The organism is Nocardia farcinica (assembly GCF_001182745.1).
In the GTDB taxonomy this organism is placed as follows: domain Bacteria; phylum Actinomycetota; class Actinomycetes; order Mycobacteriales; family Mycobacteriaceae; genus Nocardia; species Nocardia farcinica.
The window spans coordinates 2,505,147-2,526,289 of sequence record NZ_LN868938.1; the positions used below are offsets into that span (position 1 = coordinate 2,505,147).

Genomic DNA, 21,143 nt, shown 5'->3' on the forward strand with positions numbered 1-21,143 from the left:
GCGGCGAGCTGCGGTGCCTCCGCCCGCACATCCCTGTCCCCCATGCAGTGTGCTCCCGTCTGTGGAATCCGTCCGTCACCGGGACTGGAAGATTGTGAAATATGTTGTGGAATAGATGATTTCGATCTCGCGAGCTCCCATTATGCAGATTCGCTGGAAGGTGTCCAGGCTATTCGCCGCTTTCCGCCACGACTTTCCCGGGACAGGCCGGAACCGCGCGGTTCCGCTGCTCCACTGGGAGCGTGATCGACCCCCACACGCACCGCGGCGCTCTGCCGCAGCGGATACCGCTCGACCGTCCGCGCACTCGCCACACTCCGCCACCCCTGCACGTACTGACCCGTTACGCCGCCGCGTTACGCGAGTGGGCGGGTCCGCGAGAACGTCCCGGAGGCGGGGTGCCCACCTCTCCCCCGCCTCCGGTGACCCCCACCGAAACCGGGTCGTGACCGGACCCATGCGCGCCCGCCGAAGGAGGTCCTGACCGGTGCGCCGGTACTACGTCAAAGTCCACTGCTGCGGACCGCACTGGCTCATCCACGTCCCCGCCGTCGACCGCTGGACCGTGACCACCGACAAGAAGTCGATCCGGTCGGCCGCCCGCCACATGATCGCGGCGGCGACCGGTCGTGACGCCACGTCCTTCGAGTTGGATCTGGTCGCCGGTCGTGCCGTGCGCGACGCCGACGAGTTCGCGGTGGGTAGCACACTGCTGCGGCGGTGGGATCCGAGCCCGGACGACCTCGGCCGACAACCACCGGTCAGCTGAGCCCAGTCGCCCTGGTCCGCCCGTGGACGATGAGGGCAATCGAACCACGGGGCACCGGTGGCCACGACGATCGAAACCGTCACTCGGTGGACGGGCGGAGGAAGGGCTCGGCTCCTGCGATGTGTACCGGAGTCAGGAGGGTGGACGGATGAATGACGCTCCTGCGCGGCCGCAGGAAATCGAGCGCACGGTCGCTCGGATAGAACCAGTGAATTGCTTGGACGGGCTGTCCCCCCGCGACGAACAAGTAGTACGCGGTGTGCGGTGTGTCGTCCCCGTAGGTGCCGGGCAGGTTCGCCCAGCAGACGCCGGTGGTGCCCGCGTCGGAATTCAGCGTGGCTTCCGAGGTTCCGGGAAAGACCACCACCATGCGGTCCCACTCGTCGGTCAGGCCTGCGGCGCTGGTCAGGTCCTGCATCGTCACGGGGTCCGATCCCCGAGCGGCCGTTCTGGCCGCGTTCGACAGTTCTGCACCATCGCCGAGAGGTGCAGGCGAGGATGCGAAGTCGAATGTCGTCGGGCAGTTCGGCTCGGCTCGGGAATGGTCGGTTCCGCAACCGGTCGTCATTGCCGCGCAGGCGAGGAATGCGGCGGTCGACAGCACCACCGACTCGGTCCGGCTTCGCATGTCATGTCTCCTGGGCATCGACTGCCGACGGCGGGAAGCGGCATGACCCGCGATCGGGCCATCTCGGACGCATGCCGCTCGCCCTACACCGGTTCCGGTGCTGCCAGATCGTCCGGGTCGCTGATCAACAGCACCGTGATCGGCACGGCCAATCCCAACAGTCCCATCACGAATACCGGGAACAGGAAGGAGAACACTTCGGCCCCCTCGGGTACCGGGATGCTCTGGTCCACGGTGACGCTGACGGCGGCCATGCCGGTGTAGTGCATGCCGACGACGGCGACGCCCATGACGAGGCCGCCGAGCAGGCGCATGAGGACCGAGTCGAGGATGAGGGTGAACAGCAGGGCGACGGTGGCGGCGACGACGGCGATGAGTACCGACAGGGCGACCAGCCAGCGGTTGTAGTGGATTTCGCCCTGGAAGCGGACGGCGTTCATGCCGGCGTAGTGCATGATGTTGACGGCCAGGCCGGTGATCAGGCCGCCGGCGAGCAGGCGCGGGGCGCTGACGCTGGTGCCGACGACGAGGAGGCCGGCGAAGACGGCGACGATGGCCAGGACCGCCGAGCCCGCGGTCCAGGTCATGTCGTAGCGCAGCGGCACGCCGGGGACGGCGAAGCCGAGCATGGCGATGAAGTGCATCAGCCAGATGCCGACGCCGCCGATCGCGACCGCCGACATCCACAACCAGCCCAGGCGTTGCCCGTCGGTGCGGGCCGACAGGGAGCGGCGGGCGGCGGCCAGGCCGACGATCGAGCCGATGACCGAGACGAGGTAGGCCAGCCACATCAGCCATGCGCCCATCTCGAAGTGGTGGACGTGGTGGTGCATGGGTGTTCTCCGAATTCGTTGGGAGGAAATACTTTCAGAGGGCGCGCAGGCCCTGCAGGGTGTGTTCGAGCAGGTGCATCCACTGCTCGCGGGAGGCGTCGGCGGTGATGGTCTGGTGGCGGCGGACGATGCCCTCGACGAGCAGGTCGCCGATGAGCACGCGGGCGACGCCGAGGGCGAGGTCGAGTTCGGCGGCGATCTCGGCGACCGAGAGCGGGGTGTGGCACAGTGCGACGATGCGGGCGTGCGCGACGTGGAAGGCGTCGAAGCCCACGTCCCGGCAGGTCTCGATCATCGCCTCGAGGGGCAGGTCGACGGCGGATTCGGTGCGCCGCGGGTGACGGCGTAGGGGCGGGCGAGCCGGGGCCCGGTGTCGTCGAGATAGTAGGGCTCCTCGCTCATGGCGACCTCAGCGTCCCGCGCCCGTCTGTTCGTCGTGGCTGCCGTTCCCGCGCCGGGCGCGGTCCACTCCCGAGCGCAGTTGCGACAGTTGGCTTCTGATGTGGTCGGGGTCGCGGGCGGGGACCGCGCCCGGGGTGGGTCGTTCCCAGCCGGTGGTGTCGGTGGCGCGGACCCGCCGCGGGAGGGCGGGGCGGCCGGGGTCGGGCACGGGAGCCGCCTGCTGGCGCAGCGCGTGGGCGCCGCTGCCGCGAACGATCCTGGTGGACAGCGGATTTCCGTGGTCGAAGGCGGTCGGGGCGACGGTCTGCACGACCAGCGCCTGGGCGGGCACGCCGACCGCGGCGGTGACGCCGCCGCGCACGGTCTCGGGGCTGGTGCGGCGCAGGGCCACGGTGACACCGTGGCGTTCGGCGAGCCGTCCGACGACGAAAAGGCCCATCCGGCGGGCGGTTTCGACGCTGATGGCGCCGCCGGCGGCGACGGTGCGGTTGGCGCGCTCCATGTCCTCGTCGGACATGCCGATGCCGGTGTCGACGATCTCGATCACGATGCCGCCGCTGACCGAGGCCGCGACGCTGAGATCCACGGCGGCATCGGGCGGGGAGAAGCGCAGGGCGTTGTCGAGGAGTTCGGCCAGCAGGTGCACGAGATCGGGCGCGACCGCTCCGGCGATCTCGACGTCCGGGCCCGACAGCAGCCGCACCCGGTGGAAATCCTCGACCTCCGACATCGCGGCCTGCAGCACCTCGGCCAGGTCGACCGGCACGGCGCGGTTGCGGCGGACCCGGGTGCCCGCGAGCACGAGCAGGTTGTTGCCGTTGCGGCGCATGCGGGTGACCAGGTGGTCGAGCCGGAACAGGCTGCGTAGCCGGGACGGGTCGGCCTCGTCGTGCTCGAGTTCCTCGATCAGGCCGAGCTGCTGGTCGATGAGGGCACGGTTGCGACGTGACAGGGTCTCGAACATGTCGTTGACCTGGCGGCGGGTGGCGGCCTGCTCGCCCGCCAGCCGGATGGCCTGGCCGTGCAGCTGGTCGATGGCCTGGGCGAGTTCGTCGAGTTCTTCGCCGGTGCCCAGCGCGAGCTTCGTGTTCGACTCCCCTTCCGGGGCCGCGCCGGCGCGGATGCGTTCCAGTGCGGCGGGCAGGTCGCGGCGGGCGGTGTGCAGGGCGCCGAGGCGCAGCCGGCGCAGCGGCGCGATCAACGACTGGGCGACCAGCAACGCGAACGTCAAGGCCGCGAGCAGCGCGCCGATGACCCAGGCGGTGTCGCGCAGGGCGGCGGCGCGGGCGGCCGCGGCCTGCGCGTCGGCACTGTCGACGAGTTCGGTGGCGATCCCCGCGAGCAGGGTGTCGTAGTGCCTGGCGGCGGCGGTGACGGACTCGGTGTAGTGCGGAGCGCGCACCGGGTCGGCATCGCCGAGAAACATGTTCTGGCGCACCTGAATCGAATCGGCGACCAGTGCGACGTCGGCGGCTGCCGAGTCGGCGGCGAGCCGTTCGATGGCGGCGGCTTCGGCACCGAGCGGGAAGGTGAGCCGGACGCGGGCCGCGGCATCGTCACCGACCGTCTCGGCCAGGATGCGCTGAGTAGTCAAGGCGCGCCGGGCATCCCACGCGTCGGTGAACTGCTCGGTGAAGCGGTCGATGTTCTCCGCGCCGTCCACCGCGACCGCCCGCGTCACGGCCGACAGCAGCGCGACGTGGATCGCCTCCACGCGCGTGGCCAGATCGGCCGGCGGGGTGGCGATCATCAGGCGGTCGCGGAGCATGCCGACGGCGGCCAGCGGCTCGTCGAATTCCCGGTGGTCGCGGGCGGATCTGTCGAGCAGGCGCGCCAGTTCGTCGGTCGCGGTGTCGACCTCGTGGGCGGCCGCGCTCGGATCGGTGGCGCCGAGCCGGGTGAGCGCCAAGGTGTCGACCGCGGATCCCAGGTTCACGACCGCGGGTACCACCTGCGCGGTTTCGGCGGCGGCGCCGAATTCGGCGGCCTGCGCCAGTTCGTGCTGGATGCGGGTCGCGGCCAGCACGGCGGCCACGCAGACCGGCAACGCCAGCACCGCCGCGACTTTCCAGCGAAGCCGCCACCGGGCGAGAACGCCGACGATGCCACCGAACGCGCCGAGAGGGCTCTTGCGCTTCAGGTCATTCACAAGAGCACTCCGGACACTCACAATCGAAAAACAAGCAATTTGCCAGCAACTCGGCTGCGGCGAAATGCACCATAACCGGACATGGACGAGCGCTCAACAGGGTGCCCGCCGTCCGGAAGTGATAAAGGTCACTGGGCCAGCCGAATTGACGAGGCAGACGTTGTGTGCGTGTCCAATGCCGTCCTGGAATACGCGACGACCTGGCCTTAAGCCGTAGAACCGTCCTGTATTTACGCGTACAACTGGAGGATTGGTTGAAGATTGTAGTTAATGATCAGCAGCCACCCCGCGAGCGATAGCCGACAACCAGGCGAATCCGGTCCGAAGTTCATTCCACAATGAAGTAATCGGATGGTTGCCCGAGCGGTGACGACTCGTGGCCGAATTCTCCCTGCCGTTCCGGACGCTCCTGTCGGTCGCTGTGCCGGTGGACGTCGACATACCCGCGGGTACGGCAGGCACCGGTACGGCTACGGCATCGGGCGAACGCCCGCGGTGGCCTGCGATTCGGTGACGGGGGCAGGCTGAGGCGCGTCGACGGCACTGCGCGGCGGGGCCGAGCAGGCCGTGGACAACAGCCAGATCGTGCCGAGCAGCGCGGCGATGAGGGTCAGCGCGGCCGCCTGCTGGCGGCGGTGCGTGCTCTGCTCGGACGCCGGCGGCAGGGAGTCCGCGACGGACCGGGGTGATCCCGGAGGCATCGCGGACGGGCGGGTTCGGGGGTCGGCGGGCACCGGATGCGCCAGTGGTTGCGGGGCTGCGGCTGTGACAGGTAACAGCCGCTGGGGGTTCACCGGGGGTGTTGGGCGGCGCCGGGTCGGTGTGCGGTCCGTCAGGAGCCGGGCTCGGGCCGTCATCGCGTGGAGCACCGCGCGGGGAGACGGAGGACGCGAGACCCCCACCGGGCCGGTGCGCGGCGGCGTGGGTGTGCTCGGCGTGGGTGGGGTGAGGCGGTCGCGCGGGGCCGGGCGGGGCATGGCTGTCGCGGTCGACAACCACGCGGGCCTTTGCGGCGGGGTCGGAGGTGGGCTGTCGTGCACCGTGCGTGCGGGGGCGATGAGTCGCAGCGCCCGCTGTCGAACGGTCGGGGTGGTCGGTGGATTTCCCCACGGACGACCGTCCGGAACCCCGCCGAGGGGCCGCACGCCCGCTTCGGCCCGCGGGGCCTCGATCCAGGACGACCAGTCGTCGGTGAAGAACGCCTCGCCGTCCGGTTCGGGCAGAGCGGGCAGCGGCGTTTTCGGGCCGCGCACCACGAGCTCGTCCGCCGCGCCCACCGGGTTCCGATCGGATCGTTGCCTCGCCTCGCCTGCCGGTTGCGGCGTGCCCGGCCTCGGATTCGGGCCGCTCCCGGGAGCTGCGGTGTTTCCCGGCTCGTCGGGCGCGGCGTCCAGGCGAGCTTGCGGGCCTGCCGGTTGCGGCGTGCCCGGCTTCGGATCCGGGCCGCTCCCGGGAGCTGCGGTGTTTCCCGGCTCGTCGGGCGCGGCGTCCAGGCGAGCTTGCGGGCCTGCCGGTTGCGGCGTGCCCGGCTTCGGATCCGGGCCGCTCCCGGGAGCTGCGGTGCTTCCCGGCTCGTCGGGCGCGGCGTCCAGGCGAGCTTGCGGGCCTGCCGGTTGCGGCGTGCCCGGCTTCGGATCCGGGCCGCTCCCGGGAGCTGCGGTGCTTCCCGGCTCGTCGGGCGCGGCGTCCAGGCGAGCTTGCGGGCCTGCCGGTTGCGGCACACCCGACTTCGGATCCGGGCCACTCCCGGGAACTGCGGCATCGCCCGGCTCGTCGGTCGCGGCGTCGGGGCGAGCTTGCACTGCCGGATGGGTCACGCGGCGCTCGGAGTCAGCACGCCCCGCCGGGGCGGTGGGGTCGGGCAGGGGGTTCACGGCAACCAGCTCGCGGGGAGTGCCCGTCGATGGCCCAACAGCGTCACGCGAGCCCGCCACACCCCCGCGAGCACCCGCCCACGGCATCGCCGAACCATCCGCGCACTCCCCGTTCGCGACGCCGGATCGAATCTCCGCGAGGGGCGCTGAGCGATCGGCCACGGGCTCGCCGCTCCGCGGTGCGACATCGGCAGTGCTATCCACTCCGCCCTCGGCTCCCCTGGCCGGGGCGGCTGCGAACGAACTCGCCGAGTAGGGACGACCGGGTGGGTCGGCCACGAGCCCGGCCCGGAGGTGGGCGAGGTCGCCCGGCCGCAGGACCGCACGTTCCTTCGCACCGTGCCCGCCGGGCCGCCGCGCGGCCGACTCGGCTGCCGCGTATTCCGGGCTCGCCAGATACCGCAACCGTTTGCGCGTCGGGAATCCTTCGGCCGCGAGGTCGTCGACGCTCACCGCCTCGCCCATGCCGAGGTCGGCGAGCAGCCCGTGCGCGTCCTCGGCGCTCCACACGAGGCGGCGACCGGCGGTGCGGTGGAACCATGCCCGCAGGTCCGCGGAATCCTCGGCCACCACCACGCCGCAGCGCGGCCGTCCCGATCCGGCCGTCACCCTGATATCCGATTCCCCGGGCGGGACCACGACGACCAGTCCTTCGACGCGGGCGTCGGGGGCGTGCCGGTGCGCGAGTTCGGCGAGAGTCGCGACGTGGCCGGAGACCCGGTCGAACGCGTCGGTGGCCGGTTCGTCGGCGGGGATCGGGTCGCCGTCGTAGCCGGACAGCCGCCACCGACCGTCCGCGCGCACCGAGAGCACGCCGTCCCTGGCGTCCGGTGCGGTGCCGCGGACCTCCATGACCAGGGTGAGGCGTGGCGTGAGGACGACCAGGTCGCCGCGGTGGCCGTCGAGCCGGCCGTGCAGCCGGTCGCCGGGGACGGCCAGACCCACGATGACGAACTGTCCGGTCCAGGTGCGCATCCAGTCGAGCACGAGCTGCCCGGCCGCCGCGATCGTCGTGTCGTCGTCGATGACCAGCATCGCGGCCACCCTCCATCGCCGTCCCACTATCGACCGGTCAACGGTACGCGGTCCCGCATCGCCCGTTTCGCCGAAAGGCACTGTAGCAGCGGTGGTTTGGCGACGCAGGGGCAGTCACCGGGCGGCGCGGCGGCAACGGATCCGGCGATCCGGGCCCCGGCGGCAGCGATCTCGTGGCACACTGTTCGCCGCTGTAACACGATTGGAGCACAATGCGTTTCGCTGTAACCCTCGGCGCGTCCGCGGTCGCCGCCGCGGCCTTCGTCCTCACCGCCCCCGCGACCGCGTCGGCCGAGCCATCCAACTGCCACCCCTCCTACACCCCCTGCGTCCCCATCACCAGCGACGTCGACTGCGTGGGCGGCAGCGGAAACGGCCCCGCGTACACCGGCCGCGTCACCGTCATCGGACCCGACGAGTACGACCTCGACCGCGACGGCAACGGCATCGGCTGCGAGAACAGCTGATCAGCGCGGCGCCGACGCCGGTTTGCGGAGAATCCGCCCGGCGTCGGCCCGGCACCCGCAGCCACCGCCGAGCGCACCTCGCGCGAACCACAGTTCCGGTGTTATCGCACGGCTGATCACACGGCCGGTCGACCTGGCACCGCCATCGCACTGCCGTTGTCCGTGCCGACCGCGACCTGGCCAGGCTCTCCGGCCCGACCACGCAATGTCGCACCGAGCCGACCACGGGCCACGAAGTCCACCAACCGCCCACCTTCGCGGCACCGCCGAACCTCCACCTTCGCCGACCGCAACCATCGAAAGTTCGCGGCCATCCCTCACCCCCGGCGAAACGAACTCCCCTCCCCCACCGACACACCCGTCGACTTGTTCCGTGGCATCACCTCAGACGAGGAGCTCCGATGAACCGATCCCTCACCCGGCTGGCCTGTCTCGCCGGAGCGCTCGTCGCGCTCCCGCTGCTCGCGGCCGGGCCCGCGCAGGCGCAACCCGGGGCCGTGCATTTCAGCATGGGCGGGCTGAACTGCGCGATCTTCGACAACGGCACCGTCGGCTGCGATCTGCCGACCGCCACGCCGTTGCAGTACGGCCAGCTGCCGTTCGCGATCCCGGTGCACGAGATCGTCATGGACATCCCGTGGTTGCCCGCGCACCCCACGTTCGATCCGGGCACCCCCTACACGCTGCCCGGCGGCAATCCGCCCATCGACCAGGTGAAGACCGGTGACGGCCAGTGGGGCCCGTTCGTCGAGCACGCGGGCGTGCACTGCTACGTCGGTTTCCACGGCAGCGTGGGCTGCACGGCGGGTGGGCGCGGCTGGAGCATGTGGTCCGGCCGGATCTCCGCCTGACCTGGCGAGTTCGCCCGATCGCGGGACGTGCGGCCCGCCGTGGTGGGAAGCTCGATGTACCGCGGTGTCGAGGCGAGGAAGCGTGCCATGGTGGACGTCGACGTGGTGACGGTGGACCGGCCGGAACGCATTCGGAATGTGGCACTGGTCGGCCACAGCGGCGCGGGAAAGACCACGCTGGTGGAGGCGTTGGCGCTGGCCACCGGCGCGGTGAATCGCGCGGGCCGGGTGGAGGACGGCACCTGTCTGTCCGACTACGACGAGATCGAGCAACGCCAGCACCGGTCGGTGCAGGTGTCGGTGGTGCCGGTGGGCTGGTCGGACACCAAGATCAACCTTGTCGACACCCCCGGTTACGCCGATTTCGTGGGCGAGCTGCGCGCGGGACTGCGCGCGGCGGACGCGGCGCTGTTCGTGATCTCCGCGGCGGAGGGGCCGCCGGGGGTGGGCGGTGCGACGCGGGTGGTGTGGGCCGAATGCGAGGCGGCGAGGATGCCGCGCGCGATCGTGCTCACCCACCTCGACGCCGCCCGCGCCGACTTCGACGAGATGGTGACCGCGTGCGCGGACATCCTCGGCGACGGCGCGGCGGAGAAGATCCTCCCCCTGCACCTGCCCCTGTACGGCGCGCCCGGCGCGGACGGGCACCGCCCGGTCACCGGACTGATCGAGTTGCTGCCGAACTGCGTGGTCGACTACGCCTCCGGAGAGGCGGTGCGGCGCGAGCCCACCCCGGCGGAGGCCGAGGTGCTGCTCGAGGCGCGGAACCGGTTGATCGAGGGCATCATCGCCGAGAGCGAGGACGAGTCGCTCATGGACCGCTACCTCGACGGCGAAGACCTCGAACTGGCCACGTTGACCCCCGACCTGGAACGTGCCGTCGCGCGCGGCAGCTTCCATCCGGTGCTGTTCGCGGCGCCCGCACCGGAGGGCGCGCGCACCGGGCTCGGCACCCTGGAACTGCTGGACCTGATCGTCGGCGGCTTCCCCACCCCCGCCGAGCACGTGGTGACGGCCGCACCGGCCACGAACGGCTCGGGTCCGCGGCCGCTGTCCTGCGATCCGGACGCGGCGCTGGCCGCCGAGGTGATCCGCACGTCCTCGGACCCCTACGTCGGCCGCGTCAGCCTGGTGCGGGTCTTCTCCGGCACCCTGCACGCCGACGACACCGTGCACATCTGCGGTCACGGCCTGGCCGATCGCGGCCATCCCGACCACGACCTCGACGAGCGGGTCGGCGCCCTCACCGCGCCGTTCGGCAAACAGCAGCGCCCGCTGCCCCAGGCCATCGCCGGTGACATCGCCTGCGTCACCAAGCTCGGCCACGCCGAGACCGGCGACACCCTCTCCGGCACCGGCGCGCCGCTGTTGATCGAGCCGTGGCCGATGCCCGACCCGCTGCTGCCCATCGCCCTCCGCGCGCACAGCAAGGCCGACGAGGACAAGCTCTCCACCGGCCTCACCCGGCTGGCCGCCGAGGACCCGGCGCTGCGGCTCGAGCACAACGCCGACACCGGCCAACTGGTGCTGTGGTGTCTGGGCGAGGCGCACCGGGACGTCGCGCTGGAGCGGTTGCGCACCCGGTTCGGCGTGCAGGTCGACCTCGAGGAGTACCGGGTGGCGTTGCGGGAGACGTTGGCGCGCAAGGCTTCCGCGCGGGGCAGGCATGTCAAGCAGTCCGGCGGGCACGGGCAGTACGCGGTGTGTGAGATCGAGGTGGAGCCGCTGCCGACCGGGTCGGGCATCGAATTCGTGGACAGGGTCGTGGGCGGGGCGGTGCCGCGGCAGTTCATCCCGTCGGTGGAGAAGGGGGTACGGGCGCAGGCGGCACGCGGCATCGTGGCCGGCTATCCGCTGGTGGACGTGCGGGTGACGCTGTTCGACGGCAAGGCGCACTCCGTCGACTCCTCCGACGCCGCCTTCCAGACCGCCGGCGCGCTGGCGTTGCGCGAGGCCGCCGAGTCGGCGGGCATCGTGCTGCTCGAACCGGTCGACGAGGTGTGGATCGTGGTGGCCGACGACTACCTCGGCACCGTGCTCGGCGACCTGTCCGGCCGCCGCGGGCGCGTGCTCGGCACCGAACCGCACGGGGCGGGACGCAGCCGCGTGCACGCCGAGGTGCCCGAGCTGGAACTGCGCCGCTACGCCGTGGACCTGCGCTCGCTCTCGCACGGCAGCGGTGACTTCAGCCGCGCCTACGCCCGTCACGAGCCGATGCCCGCGCAGGTCTCGCGCGGCCTGCTCGACACCGCGGGCTCCTGAACTCCGGGTCCGCGGTCGTCCCGGCATCGGCGGGTCCGCCGCGACCACTATCCTGAGTGGCATGGCAGCAGGTAAGGGCGGCAAGCCGTCGAAGGAAGCGAAGGCCGCGGCGAAGGCGGCGCGCAAGCAGGCGTCGAAGGAGCGGCGTCAGCAGCTCTGGCAGGCGTTCCAGATGCAGCGCAAGGAAGACAAGCTCCTGCTGCCGCTGATGATCGGCGCGCTGGTCGGCATCACGGCGCTGTTCCTGGTCATCGGTTTCGTCTTCGGCATCCCGTGGTTCCTGCTGCCGATCGGCATCCTGCTCGGCGCGCTGGTCGCCTTCATCATCTTCGGCCGCCGGGTCCAGCGCAGCGTCTACGCCAAGGCCGAGGGCCAGGCGGGCGCGGCCGCCTGGGTGCTGGACAACCTGCAGGGCAAGTGGCGGGTCAGCAACGGCGTGGCGGCCACCACCCAGCTCGACGCGGTGCACCGCGTGATCGGCCTGCCCGGCGTCATCCTCATCGGCGAAGGCTCGCCGCAGCGGCTCAAGGCGCTCATCGCGCAGGAGAAGAAGCGCACCGCGCGACTGATCGGCGACACCCCGATCTACGACTTCGTGATCGGCAACGAAGAGGGCCAGGTCCCGCTCAAGAACCTGCAGCGGCACCTCACCAAGCTCCCGCGCAACATCGACACCAAGCGCATGGACCTCATCGAGGGCAGGCTCTCGGCGCTGAGCCGCCGCACCGGCCCGGCGCTGCCGAAGGGCCCGATGCCCGCGGGCGCGAAGATGAAGGGCATGCAGCGCACCATCCGCAGGCGCTGAGCCCCGACCCGCTCAGCGGGCGTTGACCAGGGCTGTTCCGGTGGCGCGGTCGTGCATGCCGCGGCCGTCGCCGTCGGTGAACAGCGCGGGCACCACGAACACCAGCAGCACCTGCCTGGCCAGCGCCCGCACGAAACCGACCGGCACGGGCGCGTCGATCCGCACCGTCCGCAGGCGCAGGAAGTACTGGCCCGGGGTGAAGCCGAACAGGGTGACCGCCGCGATGCCGATGACGAACCAGATCAGCAACGGCAGGTTCGCGTTCACCCCGCGCGCGATCATCAGCGAGATACCGACCGCGATCAGCCAGTCCACGAACATGGCCGCGACGCGCCTGCCCATCGAGGCCAGCGAGCCCGCGCCCTCACGCGGCAGGCCCAACTGCTCCCCGCGATACTCGGAGGCGGCCGGATCCCCCGGGTCCGCCTCGGGTCCGGTGAGCCAGGATCCGGTGATGCGTGCCATGGCCTCCAGTGTAGGCAGCACACCGCCAGCACCAGGACTAGCATGCTGATAGGACCCGGGTGGGCAATGCCACCCTGTCGGCCGTACGTGTAACACCGGCGAAACACAGGCTTGATTGCTGGGAAACACCGGCTACTTAGCGTCGTCCCGACGAACCCACGCAATCCACACTTGGCTGGGACCGATCCGTAAGGAGAACAAGTGACGTTCAGCACGGCCGATGAGGTCATCCAGTACATCAAGGAGCAGGACATCGAGTACATCGATATCCGCTTCAGCGATCTTCCCGGTGTGCAGCAGCACTTCTCGATCCCGGCCAAGGCCTTCACCGCCGACCTCGCCGAAGAGGGTCTGGCCTTCGACGGCTCCTCGGTTCGTGGCTTCCAGTCGATCGACGAGTCGGACATGCTCCTGCTCCCCGACTACAGCACCGCGCGGATCGACCCCTTCCGTGCCGCGAAGACGCTGAACATGAACTTCTTCGTGCACGACCCGTTCACCCGCGAGGCCTACTCCCGCGACCCGCGCAACATCGCGCGCAAGGCCGAGGAGTACCTGCGCTCGACCGGTATCGCCGACACCGCGTTCTTCGGTCCCGAAGCCGAGTTCTACATCTTCGACTCGATCCGTTACGAGTCGAACATGAACGGCGCCTTCTACGAGATCGAGTCCATCTCCGGCTCCTGGAACACCGGCGCGGAGTTCAACCCGGACGGCACCCTCAACCGCGGCTACAAGGTCCGCAACAAGGGCGGCTACTTCCCCGTCGCGCCCTACGACCACTACGTCGACCTGCGCGACAAGATCTCGACCAAGCTGCAGGACGCGGGCTTCGAGCTGGAGCGCGGCCACCACGAGGTCGGCACCGCGGGCCAGGCGGAGATCAACTACCGCTTCAACACCCTGCTGCACGCCGCCGACGACCTGCAGCTGTTCAAGTACATCGTGAAGAACACCGCGTGGCAGGAAGGCAAGACCGTCACCTTCATGCCGAAGCCGCTCTTCGGTGACAACGGCTCGGGCATGCACGTGCACCAGTCGCTGTGGAAGGACGGCAAGCCGCTGTTCCACGACGAGGCCGGCTACGGCGGCCTGTCCGACCTGGCCCGCCACTACATCGGCGGCATCCTGCACCACGCGCCGTCGCTGCTGGCGTTCACCAACCCCACCGTGAACTCCTACCACCGCCTGGTGCCCGGCTACGAGGCCCCGATCAACCTGGTGTACTCGCAGCGCAACCGCTCCGCGGCGGTCCGCATCCCGGTCACCGGCAACAACCCGAAGGCCAAGCGCATCGAGTTCCGCGCGCCGGACTCCTCGGGCAACCCGTACCTGGCCTTCGCCGCCATGCTGATGGCCGGCCTGGACGGCATCAAGAAGAAGATCGAGCCGCTGGCCCCGGTCGACAAGGACCTCTACGAGCTCCCGCCGGAGGAGGCCAAGAACATCCCGCAGGCCCCCACCAGCCTGGCCTCGGTCATCGACCGGCTCGAGCAGGACCACGAGTACCTCACCGAAGGCAACGTCTTCACCGAGGACCTCATCGAGACCTGGATCCAGCTCAAGCGCGACAACGAGATCGCCCCGGTCAACCTGCGCCCGCACCCGTACGAGTTCGAGCTGTACTTCGACGTGTAAGCCTGACCTGCGAGAATGGGCTTAATTGGCCCGTTCCGTACGCAGTGGGTACGCAGTAGCCGGTATCGAGTCCACCCGTTCGGTGATCACAGCCGCGATCACTCGGCGGGTGGACTCGTCCGCGTCCGGCCACAAATGGCCGTAGGTGTCGAGCGTGGTTTTCGCCGTCGCGTGCCGCATCCTGGCCTGAACGACCTTGATGTTCGCGCCATTGGCGATCAGCAACGACGCCAGGTAGTGGCGCAAATCCTGGAACCCGAACTCCTCGGGCAGCCCCACCACCTCCGCGCGTACCGCCCGCAACGCCCGATCGATCTGCCACGGCGGCACCGGCTTGCCGTCGTCATCGGTCAGAACCCGTTCCCCCGGCCGTTGCTGAACTGCCGAAGCCAACATCAGCGCCAACTCACGCGGGATCGGAATCGGAGCTGCCGAGCCGTCCGTCTTCAGTTCGCGCGCGGGCCACTGCTGCTTCGGGTGGACGACGCCCCGCACGAAGTCGACATCCTGGACCCGAAGCCCACACGCTTCAGAGATACGGAGGCCAGCAAACGCCCCGAGCAGAATCGCGGGCCGCAAATGCTCGGGCATCAGCTCATACAGCGCCCATACCTGTTCGGTAGTAGCGCAGTAGACCTTCTGCTTGCCCATCGGCGGAGCCGTTCGCCTCGAGCACGGGTTGCGCGCCAAAACGCCATCCAACACGGCATCGCTGAGAATCTGCGACAAGCGACTGTGCAACGCGTAGATGTAGCTGGGCTCATGACCACGTGCCTTGAGCTTGGCCGTCCACGTCTTAATTGCCGAGGGCCGGATAGCCGCCAACGGAACGTTGCCGAACTCCGCGTTGATCTGGGCGATGTGGACACGGGCCTGGCGCACCGTACCGTCCCGATTGTTGGCGTAGCCCTTGAGCCACAGGTCACACCATTCCGAGACGGTACGACGCATGTCGCGGGGAGCCACGTGTGCGCCCTGCACGAGCGAGGACACCTGAGAATCAAGCCAGGTCTGCGCATCGGTCTTGCGGGCAAAGCGCTTCGTGTGCTCCTGCCCGATGTCGTCGACATACCTTGCGCGCCAACGCTTTCCCTTGCCATGCAGCTTGGAGGGAACGCGCTGCACCGTGCCATCGGGGCAGCGTTCTTCCTTGGTCCAGAGGTCTTCGACACCCGCCCGCCGGTTCCGCCGAACAGCCATCAGGCAGCCTCACCGGTACCGGTCAGCTGTTCCTGCTCAGCGATCCACGCCAGGACCACCGACTTGCGCCACACCCGACGACGCGGCCCGAGCTTGAAGCTCGCCGGCCCCTTGCCCACGTGCGCCCACCACCGCCAGGTGGCTTCCGGAATGCCGGTCAACGCCTCGCAGTCCTTCGCCCTCAAGAACTTCTCGTCGGCCATTTCAACCCCCTCCTACGCCGCGTTCCCGGCGCTCGAATCATGCTGTGCTACAGCAATTTCTGCGATGATCGCGCCGTCTGGTGCGAGTTGGGCGCGGGTGTATTCGGCGTGTTGGGTGATCTTCTGGGCGACCATCGCCATGATCAGGTGCTCACGCGGTGGCACGTTCGGGTCACCGGGTTCGGCCGGTGTGATCTGCATCCGGGCGATGTCGGGTTTGGCGATCCCGGCGGCGGCAAGGACCTGGCGGACGTGTTCGGCGCGGTCGGCGCGATGGTCGGCCAAGTCTTTCCCGGTCCACTTGCGCGAGACCAACACCCGACGACCCCGCAGCCCGAGGGTTTCGCGGCGGTGCGCCTTGCCCTTGCACACACCGGGCACCGTCTTGGCGGTGGCGCCCTTGGGAACCACGCCGTAGCGGAACCACAACCCGCACCGCGGCGAGCACGGTGTCTTGCACAGCTCAGCGTGCAGGCGGTCGTAGTGCTCGGCCGCCGCCTGCGACTTGGGTTCGATGACTTCGCTGATGGACTTGGTCAGGTACTTGGTCAGATAGCCGATGTGCCGGTCGGCTTCCGGGGTACCGGCCAGGATGCCCTTCACATCCACTTGGGTGCCGAAACGCACCACGTGCGCTGGTTCCAGCTCATCTACCGAGTCCATCAGGTCGAGCACTTCGGTCCAGGTGGGAACCGGCTCGTTCGTATCGGGGTCGGTGAAGCAGGCTTGGGTGTAGTCCCACTGCGGCAGCCGGCCGGGCTCGTAGACCTCGCGGTCGTGGTGCGGCCACCACACCTGATGGTAGGTCGCTGCCGCCAGCTGACGAATCAGCGCGCGCGGGTCCGAGCCACGGATACCGACATGGATGTGCGGGGCACCCCGGCGCTGGGGTTCGACCGTGGCGAAGTACTGGACATCGCGGCCGGTGGCGCGGCGGTAGTTCTGGATGAACCGGTCGAACAGCGCCGAGAAATGGATGATGTCGCGGGCCGCGCGGGTGTAGTCGTAGGAATCCGGGTCCAGCGGGGCACCGTCCGGACCGACCCGCCCGTAGCTGGGCAAGGTCAGGGTCACAAACATCGAGGGCCGGTACTTGCCCGCGTACTGGCGGCCCACCGTGGTCTTGGCGACCTTCCGACGCGGCAGGTCCGGTTGCTCCTGACGCCGCCGAGTCGAGCGCTTCCGCACCGGCTTGGCCTCCGGGTCCAGGGCGGGCAGCTTGCCGCGAATACCGGTAGCCCGCAACTCGACATCGATCTCGGCCACCATCTCCGCGATGCCCTGGGCGGCTTCCTCGTCACCGTCGGCGCGTGCCTTGGCATACTCGTCGGCCAGGATGGCGCGCGCGTCGAACAGCTCGGTTTGCTGTGCGGTCGGCGGCTGCTTGTCGATCACTGGTTCCTCCTCGATGTGCCAGCCCTCCCGGCACTGCTGAATCCGCACCACCCGCGCCCGCGCCGCACACGCCGGACACACACACTCCAACGTCGACTTACACGGCGCACCAACGTATTTCGATTCACCGGTATCCGGGTCGGTCGACAGCATCGGCAGCGGGCGACGGCACACCCCATGCTGCTCAGCAGCCGCCGCCGCCAACTCCACAAGATTCAGTCGCCCACGCCGATCCGCCGCCGTCACACGAGCCGAAACCCCACCACCACCAGCAGGGCTGGCCTGCGGCACGCTCATGCGGCCTCCTTGGTCCAGCCGAGCCCACCGTCGATGTGGGGCAGGTCCACCGGGGCGGCCAAGGCATCGCCGTAGCGGAAGTTCAGTTCGATCACGCCGGGGCCGTCCACACGCACCCGGCATTCGTCGGCACCGAAAGCGTGCGCCAGGCGGTCGGCGCGGTTTTCGAAGTCCTCGGGGCACTGACCCGGCAGCATCCGCACCAGCACGAGGTCATCGGCCTCGCCTATCCACACTTCCAGCCAGCGCGGCACCATCACCCGCTCCCCCTCACGCACCACGAGATTGCAAGCAGTCATCAGCGCCACCCACCGACGCCGGTAGCGGAACCAGGCCAGGGCCCGGGCGCGGGCGCGGGCGGTGAGCCAGCGCTCGAAGGTCTCCGGACTCCTGCGTCGCCAGAGCACCATCCCCGCGACAGCCCCACCGGCCACACCCACACCCGCCCACGGGTGCACGAAAACGCCGGCCGCGACCGCCGCCACGATCGGGAGCGAGACCATCGGGAACAGCACCGCCCACGACAAGGCCAAGAACGCAGCAGTGAGCAGGCCGGAGACGATCTTGACCACGGCCAGGCCGAGCACATCCATCAGGTCACGCTCGGGATTGCGGGTGCTCGTGTTGGTGGTCATCGCAGGTCCTTCGGGTCGAAAAGGGTCAGCTGATCGGGGCAGGGAGCGTGCAGGTCGGTCGGCGTGCGCCGCTTGGTCCGTGTGACCTTCTCAGCGGCAGCGCGCACGATCGGGTTCACCTGTGGCGCAGCGGGTTTCGGCTTGCGGGTCATGCCGCCCACCCGCCGTCACCGTCGTCGTCGTAGTCGAAGCCGTCGACGGTCCAGGCCGGGGCTGTGCCGGTCTCGACCAGGAGCCGGACCGCGACCGCAGCCGGGTCCAGGCCGCGGGCTTCCCACCGGCAGCGGCGGCGGGCCGCGAGGTCGATCACGGTGGAGTCGGTCTCAGTCGAACGGTGGTTGCTCATCACAGAACCTCGGTTTCGTTTTCGGGGACGCCGCAGCGGGTGCAGGCGCGGGTATGGGTGGTCTCGCCCAGCGGCCACACGGTCGTGGTCCAGCGGGCCGGGAAGTCGTGGCCGTGGTCCTGGCACTCGCGAGTGGCCAGGCAGGCATCGCAGATCACGCGGTCACCGTCATAGACCCAGCCGATACCGGCGCGGCGGGTCAGGTAGCCGATGGCCTCGCTCGTGGTGGCGAAGCAGGTCAGGGACCCGCCCCGCTCGGTGTAGACGTCACCGCAGATGTCGCAGTAGACGACCACGTGAGATTCGGTCTGGAAGCCGCGCTTCATGCCGCCGCCGCCCCGTCCTCGCCAGGGATGTAGTCCGGATCGAACTCGCTGTAATCCTCTGTGGGACCGGTGATTTCGGGGGCAGGCGAGTAGGCGTCCACGATCGCGTCGGCGGCCTCGTCGGAGACCCAGAACGCTCGCACCCGCACGAACTCCGCGGTGCCGTCTTCGCCGACATAGCCGACACCGGGCGTGCGCTCGCTGATCTTGTCGCAGCGTGCCCCGCGATCACGGGCGCCCTGGCCGTGGACCATCGCCACCTGCGTCGGCTCATCCAGGCGCAGCCCGATCCGGATCGGGAAAAGCTGCCGGTTGGGCATGGTTTCCTTGCTCGGGTCCTGTAGCGCCGCGACCATCGAGACCGCAACCGCGCGGCCCTGCGACAGGATCAACCCGGTCAGGCGGCGGAACTCCTTGACCTGGTCAGGCTCGGCATAAGCCGACAACGCCGCCGCCTCATCGATGATGATCAGGATCAACGGTTGCTCGGTGGTCGGGCGATGCTTGCGAATCCCATTGGCACGCATGAACGCTCGCCGTTCCCGCATCACCTCCACCAGCTCACGCAGCATCTCCAGGATCGAATCCACATCGGTGGCGAACCTGACGAACAACCTGTTCTCACCACGCCCGAACTCGACCCCGCCCTTGGGGTCGGCCAGGTACACATCCACCAGGCCGTCGCGGATCGCCGGGCCGACACCGGCCAGGATCGACCACAGCACCGAGCCCTTACCCGACCCCGTCGCACCCGCGACCAGGATGTGCCCGTAGAGCACCCGCAACCGCCACACGTCATGGGCCTCGGTCACACCCACCGGGACCGCCTCCAAGTCCACCCCGTGATGGACCACGCCCGGCGCCGGTGCCGGAGCCTCCAACGTGTCGAACACGCGGAGATGGAGACGGACCCAACTCGGAGCGGGCGACGACACTGTCACCTCGGGCACCGAGAAATAGGTAGCGAACTGGGCAAGGGTCCGGTCGTTGGACCAGTCCGAGAACGACTGACCGCCCAATATCATCACGTCGACATCGACGCCGTGATCGGCGTAGTCCCAGCGGTCCACGAAGGGAAACCCGCCCTCGACAGAGCCCAAGCCCAACGCCGAGAACATGAGATTCGTCTGGGCACGGTCGCCCAGAATCAGGGCCGCCGGCCGCAGCTCGGGCGGGGCAGCGGCCACGATGTCATCCACACTCACCGGGCGCGGGCCGGTACCCAAATGGCGCATCCAGGCCAGCCAGCCCGCCCCAGCCAGCGCACCGCCAGCAGCAGCAATCGTTGCAACAGTCGACATTTCAACTCCCGATAGGAAGTGCGATCGGCAACATGTCCTGCACCGGTCGCGAAGAACGAACAGGTCGTTTGACCGGCGCAGCCACCGGACGCGGAACCTCCACCGACGCGGGCATCGGTTCCCGCTCCGGCTCAGGCTCGGGCTCGGGCTCGGGAACCACAGCCATCACCGGCGCAGCCTCAGCCTCAGCCTCAGGCTCGGCGGGCGGCTCGGCCGGAGCCGGAGCAGCGAACGACGATCCCTCGTCAGACGAATTCCGTTGCGCTGCACGGAAAAGGAGCGCAAGCCCGTGCGTGTCGGCCAGCAGGGACACCGGAGCGATCGCGGCCACCAGAGCCGACGCCCACGCCGGGAGCGGCTGACCGTTGGCCACCGCGTGCAAACTGTTACCCGCCACCGAAACCGCCGAGCCGACCACCAACACCGACAGGAAGAACCGGCGCTCACGGCCGGGGCACACCAGCACCCCGGCAGTGGCCAGCAGGATCGTGCCGTCCACGATCAGCGGGAACAGCCAGGCGTCCCGGGCGGGAATGTGCGCCAGGACCGCCAAGTCCTCCAGGGTGGAATACGACAGCCGAAACGCCGCCACCCCCACCCCCAGGATGATCGCCGCGGCGAACCAACGCGCATAACGCATCCCCGCCGCCTGGCCCGCCGCCCGCATCACGCCGCCTTACCCGACGACGGACGCCCCGCGCCCGGATCGGCCGGCGCCTGCTTGGCACCGGAGGTGTCACCCTTGATGCCCGCCGCCCGGATCATCCACCCGATCGACTTGAACTCACCCGAGCCCTGGATCTTGGGCTTGATCTCCAAGCCCTCCAGCTCGATCGGGGTCATGCCCGGCACGATCTCCGCGACCGCGGGAACCGGCTGGTGCGGGGACGCGAAAATCACGTCATAGCTGGCGGACTTCGCGTTCGGCGCGTCCGGGTCGGTGACGGTACCCTTCCACAGCCTGCGACCGGTGCCGTTACCGTCCGCGTCGAGCTCCTGCTTCTGAATCTTCGGCGCGTTCCGGTCCTTGTTGAACTCGATCACCGGCTCGATCTCACCCAGCAGGAACAGACCCTTCGGGAACGCCTCGTGGAAATCAGGGGTGAACCACACATCCTTCAACGCCATCTCAATCACTCCTTGAAGTAGGCCGAATTGCTTGACAACCAGTACTTTCCGGTAATCCAGGCGTCGTCAGGACCACATACGTGGACATCTAGGGACGTCCGAGGTAACGTGAAGACGTCCCTAGTAGTCCCAAT

At 69.4% G+C, this 21,143-nt stretch carries 22 protein-coding genes; 6 read left to right on the plus strand and 16 right to left on the minus strand.

The window, feature by feature from the left end:
• The first annotated feature begins 487 nt into the window (after positions 1-487).
• Entirely contained in the window at positions 488-769 is a 282-nt protein-coding gene (locus AMO33_RS12030; RefSeq protein ID WP_060592642.1) for a hypothetical protein, read from the plus strand.
• A 79-nt stretch (positions 770-848) separates the two neighbouring features.
• Here the strand turns inward: AMO33_RS12030 and AMO33_RS31450 are convergent, their stop codons facing one another.
• The 5 genes from AMO33_RS31450 to AMO33_RS12055 all read right to left on the minus strand — a co-directional run bounded on the left by AMO33_RS31450 (position 849) and on the right by AMO33_RS12055 (position 7,690).
• A complete protein-coding gene (locus AMO33_RS31450) occupies positions 849-1,397 on the minus strand; it encodes a hypothetical protein (protein ID WP_139337573.1) in 549 nt (182 codons plus the stop codon).
• 83 nt (positions 1,398-1,480) lie between these two features.
• Positions 1,481-2,230, minus strand: a complete 750-nt coding sequence (locus tag AMO33_RS12040) for an MHYT domain-containing protein (protein ID WP_060592644.1) — start codon at positions 2,228-2,230, stop codon at positions 1,481-1,483.
• A 34-nt stretch (positions 2,231-2,264) separates the two neighbouring features.
• Entirely contained in the window at positions 2,265-2,525 is a 261-nt protein-coding gene (locus AMO33_RS12045; RefSeq protein WP_086844832.1) for a DUF742 domain-containing protein, read from the minus strand.
• 114 nt (positions 2,526-2,639) lie between these two features.
• Positions 2,640-4,781 carry a sensor histidine kinase gene (locus tag AMO33_RS12050; RefSeq protein ID WP_060592645.1) on the minus strand — a complete coding sequence of 714 codons (2,142 nt, stop codon included), beginning with the start codon at positions 4,779-4,781 and terminating at the stop codon, positions 2,640-2,642.
• 470 nt (positions 4,782-5,251) lie between these two features.
• Positions 5,252-7,690 (minus strand): nuclease-related domain-containing protein, encoded by a 2,439-nt coding sequence (locus AMO33_RS12055; RefSeq protein WP_159005570.1) that lies wholly within the window; start codon positions 7,688-7,690, stop codon positions 5,252-5,254.
• Between the two features lie 212 nt (positions 7,691-7,902).
• Here AMO33_RS12055 and AMO33_RS12060 point away from each other — a divergent pair, with 212 nt between their 5' ends.
• From AMO33_RS12060 to AMO33_RS12075, 4 genes are all read left to right on the plus strand, one after another.
• Positions 7,903-8,157 carry a hypothetical protein gene (locus AMO33_RS12060; RefSeq protein ID WP_011208203.1) on the plus strand — a complete coding sequence of 85 codons (255 nt, stop codon included), beginning with the start codon at positions 7,903-7,905 and terminating at the stop codon, positions 8,155-8,157.
• A gap of 401 nt (positions 8,158-8,558) precedes the next feature.
• Positions 8,559-9,008, plus strand: a complete 450-nt coding sequence (locus AMO33_RS12065; protein WP_011208202.1) for a hypothetical protein — start codon at positions 8,559-8,561, stop codon at positions 9,006-9,008.
• A gap of 87 nt (positions 9,009-9,095) precedes the next feature.
• The gene (locus tag AMO33_RS12070) at positions 9,096-11,270 is read left to right on the plus strand and encodes an elongation factor G-like protein EF-G2 (protein ID WP_060592647.1); all 2,175 of its coding nucleotides are present in this window, start codon (positions 9,096-9,098) and stop codon (positions 11,268-11,270) included.
• Positions 11,271-11,331: 61 nt separating this feature from the next.
• The gene (locus AMO33_RS12075) at positions 11,332-12,075 is read left to right on the plus strand and encodes a DUF4191 domain-containing protein (protein ID WP_011208200.1); all 744 of its coding nucleotides are present in this window, start codon (positions 11,332-11,334) and stop codon (positions 12,073-12,075) included.
• A gap of 12 nt (positions 12,076-12,087) precedes the next feature.
• Here AMO33_RS12075 and AMO33_RS12080 read toward each other — a convergent pair whose 3' ends face one another.
• A complete protein-coding gene (locus tag AMO33_RS12080; RefSeq protein ID WP_060592648.1) occupies positions 12,088-12,540 on the minus strand; it encodes an RDD family protein in 453 nt (150 codons plus the stop codon).
• Positions 12,541-12,741: 201 nt separating this feature from the next.
• Between AMO33_RS12080 and glnA the strand changes: the two genes are divergently transcribed.
• The gene (gene glnA / locus AMO33_RS12085; RefSeq protein ID WP_011208198.1) at positions 12,742-14,178 is read left to right on the plus strand and encodes a type I glutamate--ammonia ligase; all 1,437 of its coding nucleotides are present in this window, start codon (positions 12,742-12,744) and stop codon (positions 14,176-14,178) included.
• Between the two features lie 21 nt (positions 14,179-14,199).
• On the opposite strand, the gene AMO33_RS12090 is transcribed toward glnA, so the two are convergent.
• Genes AMO33_RS12090 through AMO33_RS12130 form a run of 10 tightly spaced genes read right to left on the minus strand, consistent with a single transcriptional unit; the run spans position 14,200 to position 21,009 of the window.
• Positions 14,200-15,378, minus strand: a complete 1,179-nt coding sequence (locus tag AMO33_RS12090) for a tyrosine-type recombinase/integrase (RefSeq protein ID WP_060592649.1) — start codon at positions 15,376-15,378, stop codon at positions 14,200-14,202.
• Positions 15,378-15,581, minus strand: a complete 204-nt coding sequence (locus AMO33_RS12095; RefSeq protein ID WP_060592650.1) for a helix-turn-helix transcriptional regulator — start codon at positions 15,579-15,581, stop codon at positions 15,378-15,380. The genes AMO33_RS12090 and AMO33_RS12095 overlap by 1 nt, the downstream gene beginning before the upstream one ends.
• 12 nt (positions 15,582-15,593) lie before the next feature.
• On the minus strand, positions 15,594-17,273 hold the full coding sequence (locus AMO33_RS12100) for a replication initiator (RefSeq protein ID WP_307584126.1): 1,680 nt from the start codon (positions 17,271-17,273) through the stop codon (positions 15,594-15,596).
• Complete coding sequence (locus AMO33_RS12105) at positions 17,270-17,908, minus strand: hypothetical protein (protein ID WP_060592651.1); 639 nt, start codon at positions 17,906-17,908, stop codon at positions 17,270-17,272. The genes AMO33_RS12100 and AMO33_RS12105 overlap by 4 nt, the downstream gene beginning before the upstream one ends.
• Positions 17,905-18,060, minus strand: coding sequence for a hypothetical protein (locus AMO33_RS32075; RefSeq protein WP_167547510.1), 156 nt, complete (start codon positions 18,058-18,060; stop codon positions 17,905-17,907). Before AMO33_RS32075 ends, AMO33_RS12105 begins: the two co-directional genes overlap by 4 nt.
• Positions 18,057-18,254: a hypothetical protein gene (locus AMO33_RS12110; RefSeq protein ID WP_060592652.1), complete on the minus strand. Its 198-nt coding sequence runs from the start codon at positions 18,252-18,254 to the stop codon at positions 18,057-18,059. Before AMO33_RS12110 ends, AMO33_RS32075 begins: the two co-directional genes overlap by 4 nt.
• Positions 18,254-18,580 carry a hypothetical protein gene (locus AMO33_RS12115; protein ID WP_060592653.1) on the minus strand — a complete coding sequence of 109 codons (327 nt, stop codon included), beginning with the start codon at positions 18,578-18,580 and terminating at the stop codon, positions 18,254-18,256. The genes AMO33_RS12110 and AMO33_RS12115 overlap by 1 nt, the downstream gene beginning before the upstream one ends.
• On the minus strand, positions 18,577-19,881 hold the full coding sequence (locus tag AMO33_RS12120) for an FtsK/SpoIIIE domain-containing protein (RefSeq protein WP_060592654.1): 1,305 nt from the start codon (positions 19,879-19,881) through the stop codon (positions 18,577-18,579). The genes AMO33_RS12115 and AMO33_RS12120 overlap by 4 nt, the downstream gene beginning before the upstream one ends.
• A 1-nt stretch (position 19,882) precedes the next feature.
• The gene (locus AMO33_RS12125; RefSeq protein WP_060592655.1) at positions 19,883-20,548 is read right to left on the minus strand and encodes a DUF2637 domain-containing protein; all 666 of its coding nucleotides are present in this window, start codon (positions 20,546-20,548) and stop codon (positions 19,883-19,885) included.
• Complete coding sequence (locus tag AMO33_RS12130) at positions 20,548-21,009, minus strand: hypothetical protein (protein WP_060592656.1); 462 nt, start codon at positions 21,007-21,009, stop codon at positions 20,548-20,550. Before AMO33_RS12130 ends, AMO33_RS12125 begins: the two co-directional genes overlap by 1 nt.
• Between the last annotated feature and the right edge of the window lie 134 nt (positions 21,010-21,143).